Raw genomic sequence first — 13,790 nt, forward strand, 5'->3', positions numbered from 1 at the left:
GGAGAGTACAAGAACTTGTGAGTAGATAGATATTTATATCATCAAAAGCATACTCGTTGAAGTAGGAATGAAACATAGAAGTTTATAACTTTTTATAAGTTTTCAGTAACGGACAGTAAAATGAAGTTAGGTATTCTGGGAGCAGGAGGCATTGCTTCTACTATGGCGAAAACAGTGGCAGGAATGAAAGATGTGGAGGCGTATGCGGTTGCTGCTCGTGATCTGGAACGTGCCCGGGTATTTGCACAGAAATATGAAGTAAAAAAAGCATATGGATCCTATGAGGAAATGCTGGCAGATGATGAGGTTGGACTGGTTTATATCGCAACTCCTCATTCACACCATTATCTGCATGCGAAAATGTGTCTGGAAGCGGGAAAGCATGTGCTTTGTGAAAAGGCATTTACTGTAAATGCAGAGCAGGCACAAAAATTATTTGACCTTGCAAAAGAGAAAAAGCTTCTGATCACAGAAGCAATCTGGACAAGATATATGCCGTCCAGAAAGATGATCAACGATATTATTGAAAGTGGTGTGATCGGAGAAGTTACGGCAGTTACCGCGAATCTCAGCTATACAGTAAGTCATGTGGAACGTATCCGTAAACCGGAGCTTGCAGGAGGTGCTCTTCTGGATGTAGGCGTATATCCGATCAATTTTGCCTCCATGGTGCTTGGCGATAAGGTAAAGGATGTAAAGGCTACTGCAATCTTTCAGAATGGAGTGGATATTCTGGACAGCATTGCCATGGTGTTTGAGGGAGACCGCATGGCAACCCTTCAGTGTGGAGCAAGAGAAATCTCAGACAGAATGGGAAGTATTTTCGGAACCAGAGGATATATGCAGGTGCAGAATATCAATAATCCGGAAAAGATTACAGTGTTTGATACCGAACATAAAGAAGTGGCTTCTTATGTTGTGCCGGAACAGATCTCAGGATATGAATATGAGGTAGAATCCTGCATGAAAGCAATTCATGAGGGAAAAACGGAGTGTCCGGAAATGCCTCATGCGGAAACAATAAGGATCATGAAAATCATGGACGACATCCGTAAATCCTGGAATTATGAGATTCCCTGTATCGAATAAAAAGTGTGGAATAATCTTATAAAAAAGACCAGTAATGTTTTTGACATATACCCGAAACATTACTGGCTTTTCTGATATTCATGACCATTATACAACATGTCATTCCGTAATTACAGAAACATTCCCGTCCAGTGGTATATTAATATTAATTAGGTAAATTGATACTTTTATATTTTATTATCTGGAGGAGAAGAATGAAAAGTAATTACAAAATTTTTACAGCAGTTTTTTTATCGGCAATTATGACAGCAGCAGCTCCGTTAACAGTATGTGGGGCGGAAGTTTTTTCGGCGGGAGAATCTTTCAGTGATGGAACGGGGAGTATTCCTGCCATATTGACAGATATGGTTCTGCCGGATGGAGAGATTGGAACGGAATATCAGGTACAGCTTGAAGCTGATACAGATGTGAACTGGAGTCTGGAAGAGGGAAGTGAGCTTCCGGCGGGATTTACGTTGTCTTCCGGGGGAGTGATCAGTGGAATGCCACAGGAGGAAGGGAGTTTCAGCTTTACTGTACAGGCGGACAATGGTATTGGAGTTTCTTCACAGGAACTGAGCCTTTATGTTGCACAGCGTGAGCAGGAACCTGTTATAAAGCAGTATGAGCTGACATCAGGTACTGCTTTGATCGATCTGGGAATTCATGCAGAGGGAGAACAGTCACGTAAGCGGTTATTTCTTTATAATGCAGGAACAGATTCGCTTCATCTCTCTGATTTTCCGCAGAGCAGATATTTTGATTTTTCCTACGCACCGATTTTCGATACAAATACGGATGAAGAAATGCAGCCCGGAAGTTGTGCGGCTGTGGACATTGATGATAAGAAGAATCTGCCTGCCGGAAATTATGAAGAGACAGTGACATTTGAGACAAAAGAGGGTGCTTCCTGTAAGGTTACTCTGAAAGTAATTGTGGGAGCTTCCTCTGAAAAAGATTATGAGCTGAGTATAGAAACAGGTACAGAAGAAGAATTTACAGAAAGCGATTTCTATGACCCGGAATTTCGTGTGGAGAAGTATGTAGTGGTCAGAAATTCAGGAAAAAAGGAAACCAGAATACGGATAGATACTTCTGGTCTTAAGAATTTTGAAGTGGATGACCAGATGGCAAAGTGGACAGAAGATTATGAGGAACAGGATTCCAAAAAGCTGCTGAAACCGGGAGAAACGCTTTATTTTTATATATTGCCGAAGCAGGAATACGGAATTTATGATGAAACGTTTGCATTTCTCGCAGATGACGGAAGCAGATATCCTCTTCATGTTACAATGAACAGAGAGAAGAATCCGACAGAAAAGAAGCAGCTGGAAATTACTGAAAAGTCTGCCGGGGGTTTTCCGACAATGCAGTGGGGCTATAAGACACTTCCGGAAGCAAAGACATATATTCTGAAAAATGTTACTGATACAGATATGAAGCTGTCTTTTAACCGTAGTAAAGAATGTAGTGTGTTATTATCTGGAAATGCTTATCTGGCACCTGGGGAGAGCACAGAACTGAGACTCTGGCCCAAACTGGGGCTTTCGGTGGGAAAATATAGTTTTCAGGTGACTGTGACTGCGAAAACAGTGGCAGGAGAACACCTGACAACGCAGAATCTGTATAATTCTTTTATTGTAGGAGACCGGACTTATCAGGGACTGGCAGATGCTGTTGCGCCTGTGACCGGAATTACCAATGGTGCAGAAAAAACTGCTGATGCTTTGCATCTGCCGAAGTCGCTGGAAGTCTATGGCGCCGAGGTGAATGGAGAGAAAACAACATTTTCTGCGTCTGTGAAGTGGGATGTGGAGAATTGTGCTTATGATCCGAAAAGCAAGGCAGCTCAAAGTTTTCTGGTCAACGGATCTCTGGAACTGAATGAGGATGAAAATAATGAAGGGCTGGACACTGCCGTACAGATAATGGTACAGGTGGATGCTTATCAGACATTAAACAGACCAGTTATTGATACGCGGTGGACCAGAGTGATCACAAATTATGCAATGCTTTATCTGAGAGATCTTTCCAATGAAGCGGACGGCTATCAGTTTGTGACAGCGAAATCTCAGAAGGATCTGAAAAAAGGGAATTATACTGCGCAGACAAAAATTGCAAATTCTGAACTGAATCAATATCCTGAGCTGAAGTATATTCCGGAGGGAACACATAGTCTTTATTGCAGGGCATACAAAGAGAACAGCAGCCATGTTATGGAATATGGGGAATGGTCAGACGGGGTTCCGGTTACGGTAAAGGTAAAGACTCCGGACGCACCTGTGGTTCAGAAGGTGCAGGTGAAGAAAAATGATGTCAGAATAGTACTTAACAGCAAGGGTGAGGAACCGGACGGTTACGATGTTGTTGCTGCCAGAAGTAAGAACGGAAAAGAACCATCGGATTATATAAAGGTAAAGAGTGGGTATTCCGGAAGCAGTAAAGAGCTTATCTTACGGGGTGTACCGGCAGGAACGTGGTATATTGGCGTACATGCTTATAAATATCTGAATGGGAGCAATACCAAAGTGCTCAGTAAATGGGCAGAGGTCAGGAAGGTAACTGTAAAAACAAGCCTTGTAACAGGAAAACCTGCTGTTAAATCAGCTAAGGTTTCCAGACAGGGAACAAAAAGAAATGTAACGGTGACGTTTACTGCTCCAAAGTCCTGTGATGGAACAGACTGGGTACTGGCAAAGAAAGTTTCCAAATCTGATGACGGCAGCTATACAGGTGTAAGCAGTTATGCTTATACAAAGAAAAATCAGACAAAAACCACGGTGGTCTTTAAAAGTGTGAAGCCCGGAGTCTACTACCTTGCAGGACGTGCCTATGTAAAAGGCTATGCAAAAAGTTATACGAAATGGTCGAAAATAAAGAAAATAGTTGTGAAATAAGCACTGCTGTCATTTGTTTCACAGAGATTTCACTTTTAAGAAGAAAAATCCCCCTTTTACCAGGCGTTTATACCTGCTTTTTCCTGTAATACTCAAAGTTTACGGTACTGCCACTTATTATACTCAAATCTTGTCTGAATTTGGAGATAAATAATGTCCTTTTTATGACAGATAAGGGACATATGAGGCATCGAAGCCTGTGAAGTATGTCATAATGAACAGGGAAAGCACATTATGATAAAGGCAGTGACATTTTTAACAAATGTAGAAAGGACAACAAAATGAAGCAGAAAAAGATTGTAATTATTATGGCAGGGATTTTAGCAGCAGCGGCTGCTATGACGGGCTGCGCGGAACAGAATAAAACAGCGACACAGGTTGATTATACGCAGAACTCACAGGGGAAATCCGAACAGACAAAACAAAAAACAGCAGAAAAATCTCAGCCGGATAAAAAACAGGTAAATAAAAGTACATTCGATGGAAAAGAAAATTCAAATCAGACTGCGGATAAGAAGACGAAAGTATTTGCCTCATCCAATAATGCGGGCGATGTACAGAATTCAGGGAATGGAACAGACGGTACTGCGGGAACTGATACAGATGATTCCCAGACCACAGGGGTGGACACTTCTACATCTGAAGATAATGGTTCAACAGGTAATGATGGTACTCAATCTGACCAGAGGGCAGATCAGGCAATGATATATGACAGTGAGGGAAATGGAAGGCTGATTTCTGAAGCTGATGATGGAAACTGGTATGACAGTGACGGAAATTACTATGGAAGCTGGGAAGATATTGAAGATGCTATGGTAAATGAAAATGGTGTCACAGATCAGGATGGCAATAAATATTACTGGACAGCACCTCACGATGCATCAGAAGAGGTCACAGATCCGTATGACCTGTATTCCTGGGATCCGGGAACCAATTCCTATATACCGTTTCAGGCTGCGGAATCTGACTGTAGTCCTATAGGCAGAGGAAACGGCTGGTATTACTATGATGAAGACAGCGGCGAATATGTTCCGTGGTAAAAATAAGAAAACAAAAGAAACAGTTTTGAAATCATTTTGATGGGTTTCAAAACTGTTTCTTTTTATATACAAGAAATAGTGAAGGGGCATATCCGGCAGAATCAGTGAAAAGAATTCTGCCGGATGTTTATCTGGTAAAGATCAGCTGATCAGTTTCAGGAAAGTATTTCTGTCACAGGTTCCGGAAACCGTTAAGCCCTGTGCCTTCTGGAATGCCTTTACAGCAGAGAGAAGTCCTGAGCCAAAGGTACCGGGAATCTCTACACCGTTTGGATCATAAGCACGTAAAAGAAGGAGAATCTCAGCGGCAGTTACCATATATTGTGTTTCACCATTTTTTACATAATGCTGTCCAAGAGCATTGTCTGTGTTTGTTCCCCAGATACCGTCTACATCCAGACCGGCACCATAATCCCTGTTCAGAGCTGTCTGAAGAACTTTAACGCCTGCTTTTTTGGTAGCAGCGTCTCTTTTTCCGGTAATAGAGATTCCTGCATTGGCGAACTTATTGGCATAACCCTGACCTTTGCGGATTTTTGCATTTCCTGCAGTTGGCTGAGGTTCAGGATCAGGATCAGTAGTTGAAGAATCTTTAGTATAACGGAGAACACAATCCCAAGGGAAATTGTAATAATTCTGAAGTTTGATCTCTTTTCCACTCTGATCTCCGGGTTTACCACCATGATATCCATTATTTTCATTTTTGCTGGCAGATACCACCTGACCATTGCCAATGTGCATTACTGTATGACTTGCGATGTTTAATAATACGTCACCACGTTTCATGCCACTTCCTGTGCTGAGATTAACTTTGGAAGTCACATCCTTAAAGCCGCAGGACAGAAAGACGGATTTCATATTTCCTGTATAAGTGGCTCCTTTTGTTTTTACAGGAACACCAGCCTGCTGCCATGCGGAGATTACCAGTGAAGAACAATCGTAGTCCGGTCCCCATCTGTTATCCTGATCATATCCGTGTGCCGGATCGTTTGCGATTTCAATTGCCCATGTTACTGCTTTTTCTGTTTTTGTCATTTTTTCATCCTCCTGAAATTTGATTATTTATTTGCTCACCGGTGATACATCTTATAAAGAGTGAGAAAAGGGAAAAATGTAAACATGAAACAGAAAAAAATAAAAAGCATTTCCTGATTGTTGCTTCGAGGTCAGAAAAATGCTTTTCGAGGACAAAAACACGAAAATTGTCGAATTGTAATTATATTTAATCCTGATGAGAGGCCTGGTATATTTTCAGTATTTTTACAATGTATTCAGTCTGGCGTTCACCCATTTGATTCATGATTGAAATCGCATCCTGAATAGCCGGGCTTTGAATATCTTTATTATGAGGAAGCAGATCATAAAGAAAATAGTCAAGTCCCACATCAAGAATTTCAGAAAGCTTAAGGAGATTTTCGATAGTAGGCATATACTTACCTGTTTCAATCCGGCTGATCGTACTTACAGATAAACCACTTAATTCTTCCAGGTGTTCCTGGGTAATATGTTTATTGATCCGAGCTTCTGCAATTCTTTTTCCGATAGTATTGTTTTTCATAAATAAAAATCCTTTCCTTTGATAAAGTTTATCAGACGGAATTAAATATGTATAAGGATATAAATGACAAGCGACTAATCAAATTTGATATGTTTTATGACAGGAGGAATATAGGAATATGGACGAATATACAAAGGATTTGTATACCATGATGTTTTCTTTGCAGACTTTGCAAAATCAGGGAATTACAATCAGAGAAACTGTATATAAAAGTCTGGACAAATTACTGTTATGGAATAAAGAATCTGAAAACAGTAAATATCTCGAATTAGCGTTGCTTCATATGCAGGCTTATGCTAATATGGGATTTGCTTTAGATGAAGAAAATAAGACAATACGTGAGATATTAAAAAAGACAGGAAAGACCAGAGAAGACTTTTTCCCGAAAGGATATCTTCTTGGAAAGAGAATTAAACTGACCAGGTCACAGGTTCGTGGTATGATTGGAAGATGGAGACCTTCCAGAGACAGTCCGATGACAATCGGAGAACTGGTGGATGATATCATCAGAAAGGTAAAAAACCATGAGGAAGGCAGATACATTTATCAGTATCACAGAACTGATGTGACAACCAAAGGGGATATCGAGGTTTATGAGCTGGTCATCAATAAGGATGAAAGTTATTTTTATGATGTGAAGAAATTCAGATTTTATACATTCATGGAGGAATAATTGCTATGATAAGAATAATGATTCTGGATGATGACGAAATGTATCTGAAAAAAGAAAAGGATATCACAGAACAGTATTTTGCAGAGAAAAACGTAGATTGCACGGTAACGACATACCAGAATGTGGAATGGTTTCTGCTGGGATTGAATGAAGAAAAATTCGATATGTATATTCTGGATATCCGGATGCCTGGAGAAAACGGAATAGAGGCAGCGAGGGAAATTCGCAGACTTTATCCGGATCCGGTTATTATATTTATTACAAATTTTGTGGATTATGCAATAGAAGCATATGAGGTAAACACCTATCGTTATATCCCCAAAGAGTGTCTGAAGGAAAAACTTCCGCAGGCTTATGATGCGCTTCTTCCTGGAATTATGGAGAAAGAAGAGCGGTACTATATCATAAATAAAAGAAATGAAGTTGAAAAACTGGCATATTCTGATATTTTCTATATGAAAAAAGAAGGAAAATATGTGATTTTTGTGCACAGGCGTGGGGAAGTAAAGATCAGAGCAAGTCTGTCAACAGTAGAAAAAGAACTGAATACAAAAGAATTTATTATATCTGACAGAGGATATCTTGCAAACATCCAACATGTGATGAAGATGAAAGGAAGGGATCTTTATATGCGGGACGGTAATATTATTACAGTTGGCAGAGAAAGATTCAAAGGTGTCAGAGAAGCAATTCTGAATTACTGGGGGGTATGAAGAATGCTGAAAGTTTTATTGTATGGACTGGCAACGTTTATGGAGACAGGGATAGGTGTCTGGATATTTAGCCAGACGTTTTCTGAACGAAGAATATTAGAAAAAAAATATTATGTTCTAGAATGGCTGTTGTATTCTTTGATTTTTTTTGGAATTTATAATTTTTCTGTTTCATTATGGCAGATTGATAAAAAAATAGAAAAATATGTCATAAAAGTTATTTGTATATACATAATTGGATTAATTGCAGGAATTATATATGATATTTTTTTTGTAAAGAAAAAGGAGATGGTCTTAAGAAGAATATTATATATCGGCATGATATTTTGGTTAACTGCTCAGTATTGGGCTGGATATCAATCGTTGTTAATGATTATTCTTGGGAGTGGAATAATTGTATTATATGTTTTTTGCTACTTTGATTGCACATTTAAACAGGCATATGTTTGGAATTTTTTCTATGCAGTTAATATAGGATTGATAAAAGAGGCTTATGTTGTATATGCAGGGGTGTTTAACCATAAACAGTGGGATGATTTTTATTCATATCCGAGAGGACATACATATCAGGAAGTTATATTTTGGATTTTAGGCTGTTTATTCATATTTTGGATAATTAAATTTATTTTGTCAGTAAACAGTATAAAAGGAATATTGCGTACACGTCTGAAGGAACTTTTTATTATTGGATTGTTAGAGTATGTTTTATTAATAGTTAGCATCATATACAAATTTGGTACGATTAAAAAGGAAAATTTTGTAATGACCGCATGTTTATTAGCAGTTAGTAATATAGCATTGATTGGTGTATATGTTAAGTTTCAAAAAAAGACCCTAGAAATGAGAAATCAGATTTTAGATATGAGATGCAAATTAATGGAAGAAGAATATGAAGAATTGAGAATGTCATATGACCGGTATCGGTGTTTGGTGCACGATGAAAAACATTTGCTTTTATATATAAAAGAATGCCTGGAAAATGGAGAACTGGATTCATGTATCACTTTTTTGAATCATTACAAGAGAGAAAGCATTAGATATAGTGGAGTAGCGTGGACAGGAATTCCAGAAATAAATTTTATGTTGAATATAAAAGTGCGAAAAATGGAAGAAAAGAATATTTTTTTTAAAGTAGATTCAAAAATAGAAAAAATTCCGATGAAAGACATAGATTTTGTTGTACTCCTAGGAAATCTTTTGGATAATGCAATAGAAGCTGCTGAAAAGTGTGAAGAGGGAAAAGGTAAAATTACGTGTATTTTTCGAAATATTAATGATATGTTTATTTTTAAAGTAAAGAATACAAGCATATATAAACCTTATGAAAAAAACACTAAATTTTATACAAGTAAAAAAGAGAAAGATGAGCACGGATGGGGGATTGAAAGTGTCAAACAAATTGTAAGAAAGTATAATGGTGAAATAGATTTTAAATATGATAAAGATTTTTTTGAAGTAGAAATAATAATTAGCGATAATACATAATGGGAGAGTGACGGTTATGAACGAAATGAATGATAAAATAATAGGAAATGTGGAAAAAGAATTAGATGAAATAGAGATAATAGATACGGAAAGTATAGAAGAGAAATTGTCTTTTATTGTATATGGAACTATAGTGTGTTGCTGAAATTGGATTATTTATGCAGAAAAAATCGAACTATGTTTCTTAAAATATTAATCTTAGATGTACATCGGCAGAAAAATTTTGGAAATCTAAAAGGAAGTACGCCAAAAGAACAATATGATTATTATGAAAAAAAATATCTTAACAATGCAACATATGTAAAATCTTTACTGCAGGAATATCCCGAGTTAAAACGTCTGCTTGAATTGAAAAATAACTCTATCCAGAGAGCAGAATGTGAAATCAGGAAATCTCTTTATGCAGAAAAAGAACAGATACAAAAAATATTCTGTGATGGAAGAAAGTTTTCCGGGACTGTGGGAATTTACATGTCGAAAGGCGATATACACAGAGGAGGACGAAGTGTGGCGAAGGTAGAATTGGATAATGGAACAATTCTGTACTATAAGCCACATAGTCTTGATAAGAATATAAAATATCAGGAACTTTATAACTATTTATGCAGAAAAACAGGAATTTCCTGCAGGACGGTACAATATTTATCTCATGATTCCTATGGATGGGAAGAAAAAATTGAGAATATTCCCTGTAAAAACGAAAGTGAGGTGGAGCATTATTATTTCAGAATGGGCATACATCTGTTTTTGGGATATGCCCTCGGAGCAACAGATCTTCATGGTGAAAATATTATTGCACATGGAGAATATCCTGTGATTATCGATATGGAGACATATCCGGGATATTTAAAACAACAATCAGAGAAAGACGGAAGTAGTGTAGAAGAAAAAATAAACAAAAGTACAGAGATAAAATTGGCAAATTCGGTTATACATACAGGAATGCTTCCTGTTCTCACATGGGGCAGAGGAAACAGAGGAGTTCTTATAAGTGCAATGGGAACAGAGGAAAAGATAAAAACACCGTTTAAACTTCCTGTGGTAAAGGATGATAAAACATCTGATATCCACATAGAATATGAACCTGTGGAAATGCAGATAAAGGAATGCATTGTAAGACTAAATGATCAGGTTATCAATGCGGCAGATTATACGGAATGCATTATCAGAGGATTTTGCAGAGCGTACATGGTGGCAATGGCAGATAAGAAAGTGGAGGTGATGTTGTCCGGCTTTTTTGACGGACGTTCCAGAGTTGTACTGCGGCATACCCAACAGTATGCAATGTATCTTATGGCTTCGTTTCATCCGGATTATATGAAGTCAAGAGAATGCAGGAAAGCTCTTTTGAATGTGATTCACAAAGAGGGGGAATCTTCTTTTATGAAAGAGATTCATGATTATGAAATTGACAGCCTTCTGGAAATGGATATACCCTGCTTTGAGATTGATGCGAACAGCAGATCTGTTTATGATGGAAATGGCGGAGAACATAAAGAATATCTGCCCTGTACTCCTTATGAGTCATGGCGAATGCATATGAAGCAGATGAGTTACTCTGATATGGAATGTCAGTGTGATTATATCAGGCTGTCCATGGAAATGCTGAAGGCATCTGATGGAAAGAAAAAGATGTTTCCGACCAGGATAAAGGGATATGACACAGATAAAGAGCGCAAAATATACAGTCAGATCAGAAAGATAGTTCATCGAATCTGCAGCAGAGCAATTATCCGGGAACAGAGCGCCGGCTGGGCGGGTCTGCAATTCTGGGATAATGGTCACTGGAATCTCAGATCAGGTGGAATATATTTATATGATGGAATATCCGGGATAGTCTTGTTTCTTGCAAAATATCTTCATGATTTTGAAGAAAAGAATGCAAGTGCAGAAGAAATTTATCATCTTGCTGTTTTGAGATTGAAAGCTTATACAGATGAAATACACAAAAAACAGATTTATGATAAAAATCTTCTGACAGGTATTGTAAATGGAGAAAGCTCGGTGGTATATACCTATCTTTATCTGTTTAAACTTACAGGAAAAAGAGTGTGGATGATTTATGCGGAAAAGCATTTCAGCATTATTGAGAGGGTATGGAAAGAAGATTCACAACTGGATTATCTGAGCGGAAATGCCGGAGCTATTGTAGTGGCAGTGATGTTATATAAAGAAACCGGAAATCTGAAATATTATGAAATAGCGGCAGATATGGAAAAAGATTTGTGGAAGAAAGGACAGGAAACCGGAAATGGATACGGATGGAGATTAAAAGGAACAGACGGACCGCTGGCTGGAATGTCTCATGGCAACAGTGGATTTCTGATGGCTTATGCAGCGTTGTATGAATGTAATCATAAAGCGGAATATGCTGATAAAATACAGCTTTTGCTGAGATATGAGGATTCTCTGTACTCAGAGAAAGCCGGAAACTGGAAGGATTTACGAGAGAGTTCAGGGGAAAGCTTCATGAATGCATGGTGCCATGGGGCGCCGGGAATCCTGCTTTCACGAATGAAACTGGAAGAGCTGTTTCCTGAGGATATGCAGATTAAAAAAGACAGGTTAAATGCTGCAGACTCTTTGTTTTATGGAGAACAGGATGAAAAAATTTGTCTGTGTCATGGGATGTCCGGGAATTTACTTATTATGAAGAAGTACCTTCGAAAATATGGTAATAAAAAAATGAAGGAGCAATATGAGGCGTTATGTGACTGCCTTTTATTTCAACTGGATCACCCGGCAAAAATATCTGGGACAGAATATCTGAATCTGGCTTTTATGAATGGCATTTCCGGTACGGGAATGGCATTAATGGAAATTTTATGAAAACTAAGGGAACACCTGCAGACTGTAAATTTATGGTCAGCAGGTGTTTCTTTTATTTGTTTTCGGAAATATATCTGAGAATTAGTTTCTTCTTCATCCGATTGACGTACTGGCGGGACAGCTTCAGTTTCCGGGCAATCTGGGCATCGCTTTTATCCTGATAAAAGTACATGGACAGAATTTTTCTCTGGACACTGTCCGAAGGGTAAGAGTTGATATATGCGGTTACATCATAATAGGTGTCATCAAAACTGTCGGGAGCCTGTAATGAAACAGAACAAGAATCAAAATCATCTTTTTCAGGTTCGGAAAGACAACTGCGGCAAAGGGAACGATATCTGTTTTCGACAGAGGTCTGCATGTATCTGATACATTCACCTTCTGAGGATGAAGAACTTAAATATGGCAATGTCTTTAACAAAGTAAGATACAATTCCTGTGTGGAATCTTCGCGTTCCATGCAGTGAATCCGGGATGCATATCCTTTCACAAGCGGTTCCATACGTTTGAGAATTTCACTGTCTGAATCTGGGATACCATTTTGATAATTTTGGATAAGTTCTGTCAGTGTTTTCATAGGTATCTACCTCCTTTTTAGGGGAAGTAGTAAGAAAACTGCTGATCAGAAACTAAAAAAGAAAAAAATTTGTGAGTTTACAAATGGAAGAGAAAAAACTCTTTATTAAGTGAGGTTGCAAATTTAGATCAGCGATAGGAGAAGAAATACATGGTAAAAAGAGATTTGCAAAATAATTGTAGAGAATAGAAATATGCTTTAAATTAAAACGGTAATAATAAGATTAGAAAAGACTTTTAGTAGACAAAACATAGAAAAAGTTTGCATAATAAAAGAAGATTAAGGAAGGAGGCAGAAACCATGGAAACAACGGTTATGAATGTGGCAGTTTCACAGGGAATCTGGGCTGTGCTTGCGGTTTTTCTTCTGATTTACATTGTGAAATCAAATGAACAGAGGGATACAAAGCAGGAAGAACGAGAGAAAAATTACCAGACGGTGATTGAGAGTTTAACTGAGAAATTTCAGATTCTGAATCAGGTTCAAAGCGATCTGAAAGAGATTAAGGATAATCTTTTTAACAAAAATTAAATAGGGAAAAGAAAAAAGCCTTTTCTGCAGGATATATTTTTCCAGCGGAGAGGGCTTCTGTCATTTTAGGTAAGAAAATAGGTTAATTTGAGAAAAATATGTTTACTAAAATGGTAGATGAATATAAGCATAACATTCGTGTCCATTAGAATACTTTTAATCCCAGATTTACAGATGTTCGTATAGTAAATGGTATATTATGATAATAAAACCTGACTTTTGGGTAGTGTAAAATAGATTAAAAAAAATGGCCGCAATCCAAGTGTTTATGCGAGGGTGTAAAAATTCTTGTGTCTATGGAAAGTAAATCTTTCTGATAAGAAATAGATATGTAAAATTTTGCTGTCGAATTAATGATTATGCGGCTGTCGAATATATCTTTGTACTTACAGTATTGCCATGTAGGAAAATTATATACA

At 37.8% G+C, this 13,790-nt stretch carries 12 protein-coding genes; 9 read left to right on the top strand and 3 right to left on the bottom strand.

Going from position 1 to position 13,790, the window contains the following annotated elements:
• Positions 1-120 precede the first annotated feature (120 nt).
• From LI074_RS15820 to LI074_RS15830, 3 genes are all read left to right on the top strand, one after another.
• Entirely contained in the window at positions 121-1,089 is a 969-nt protein-coding gene (locus tag LI074_RS15820) for a Gfo/Idh/MocA family protein (RefSeq protein WP_055057277.1), read from the top strand.
• Positions 1,090-1,283: 194 nt separating this feature from the next.
• Positions 1,284-3,965: a putative Ig domain-containing protein gene (locus LI074_RS15825; RefSeq protein ID WP_055057278.1), complete on the top strand. Its 2,682-nt coding sequence runs from the start codon at positions 1,284-1,286 to the stop codon at positions 3,963-3,965.
• A gap of 281 nt (positions 3,966-4,246) precedes the next feature.
• Positions 4,247-5,005, top strand: a complete 759-nt coding sequence (locus LI074_RS15830) for a hypothetical protein (protein WP_055057279.1) — start codon at positions 4,247-4,249, stop codon at positions 5,003-5,005.
• A gap of 141 nt (positions 5,006-5,146) precedes the next feature.
• On the opposite strand, the gene LI074_RS15835 is transcribed toward LI074_RS15830, so the two are convergent.
• Together LI074_RS15835 and LI074_RS15840 are read right to left on the bottom strand one after the other, a co-directional pair.
• Positions 5,147-6,040, bottom strand: coding sequence for a C40 family peptidase (locus tag LI074_RS15835; protein WP_055057280.1), 894 nt, complete (start codon positions 6,038-6,040; stop codon positions 5,147-5,149).
• Positions 6,041-6,227: 187 nt separating this feature from the next.
• Positions 6,228-6,563, bottom strand: coding sequence for a helix-turn-helix domain-containing protein (locus LI074_RS15840; protein WP_173698382.1), 336 nt, complete (start codon positions 6,561-6,563; stop codon positions 6,228-6,230).
• Between the two features lie 118 nt (positions 6,564-6,681).
• Between LI074_RS15840 and LI074_RS15845 the strand changes: the two genes are divergently transcribed.
• The 5 genes from LI074_RS15845 to lanM are packed head-to-tail and all read left to right on the top strand — an operon-like array spanning position 6,682 to position 12,263.
• The gene (locus LI074_RS15845; RefSeq protein WP_118566231.1) at positions 6,682-7,236 is read left to right on the top strand and encodes a hypothetical protein; all 555 of its coding nucleotides are present in this window, start codon (positions 6,682-6,684) and stop codon (positions 7,234-7,236) included.
• A 5-nt stretch (positions 7,237-7,241) separates the two neighbouring features.
• Positions 7,242-7,949, top strand: a complete 708-nt coding sequence (locus LI074_RS15850; RefSeq protein WP_173698383.1) for a LytR/AlgR family response regulator transcription factor — start codon at positions 7,242-7,244, stop codon at positions 7,947-7,949.
• A 3-nt stretch (positions 7,950-7,952) separates the two neighbouring features.
• Positions 7,953-9,434: an ATP-binding protein gene (locus tag LI074_RS15855; RefSeq protein ID WP_118338613.1), complete on the top strand. Its 1,482-nt coding sequence runs from the start codon at positions 7,953-7,955 to the stop codon at positions 9,432-9,434.
• A gap of 16 nt (positions 9,435-9,450) precedes the next feature.
• Positions 9,451-9,579: a hypothetical protein gene (locus LI074_RS15860; RefSeq protein WP_255601783.1), complete on the top strand. Its 129-nt coding sequence runs from the start codon at positions 9,451-9,453 to the stop codon at positions 9,577-9,579.
• Positions 9,580-9,611: 32 nt separating this feature from the next.
• Positions 9,612-12,263, top strand: a complete 2,652-nt coding sequence (lanM, locus tag LI074_RS15865) for a type 2 lanthipeptide synthetase LanM (RefSeq protein WP_025581191.1) — start codon at positions 9,612-9,614, stop codon at positions 12,261-12,263.
• 52 nt (positions 12,264-12,315) lie between these two features.
• Here lanM and LI074_RS15870 read toward each other — a convergent pair whose 3' ends face one another.
• Positions 12,316-12,840, bottom strand: coding sequence for an RNA polymerase sigma factor (locus tag LI074_RS15870; RefSeq protein ID WP_025581192.1), 525 nt, complete (start codon positions 12,838-12,840; stop codon positions 12,316-12,318).
• Between the two features lie 300 nt (positions 12,841-13,140).
• Between LI074_RS15870 and LI074_RS15875 the strand changes: the two genes are divergently transcribed.
• Positions 13,141-13,371 carry a BhlA/UviB family holin-like peptide gene (locus tag LI074_RS15875; protein WP_025581193.1) on the top strand — a complete coding sequence of 77 codons (231 nt, stop codon included), beginning with the start codon at positions 13,141-13,143 and terminating at the stop codon, positions 13,369-13,371.
• Positions 13,372-13,790: the final 419 nt, after the last annotated feature.

Source organism: Blautia sp. MSK18_10, from assembly GCF_020553185.1.
Lineage (GTDB): Bacteria > Bacillota > Clostridia > Lachnospirales > Lachnospiraceae > Blautia_A > Blautia_A wexlerae.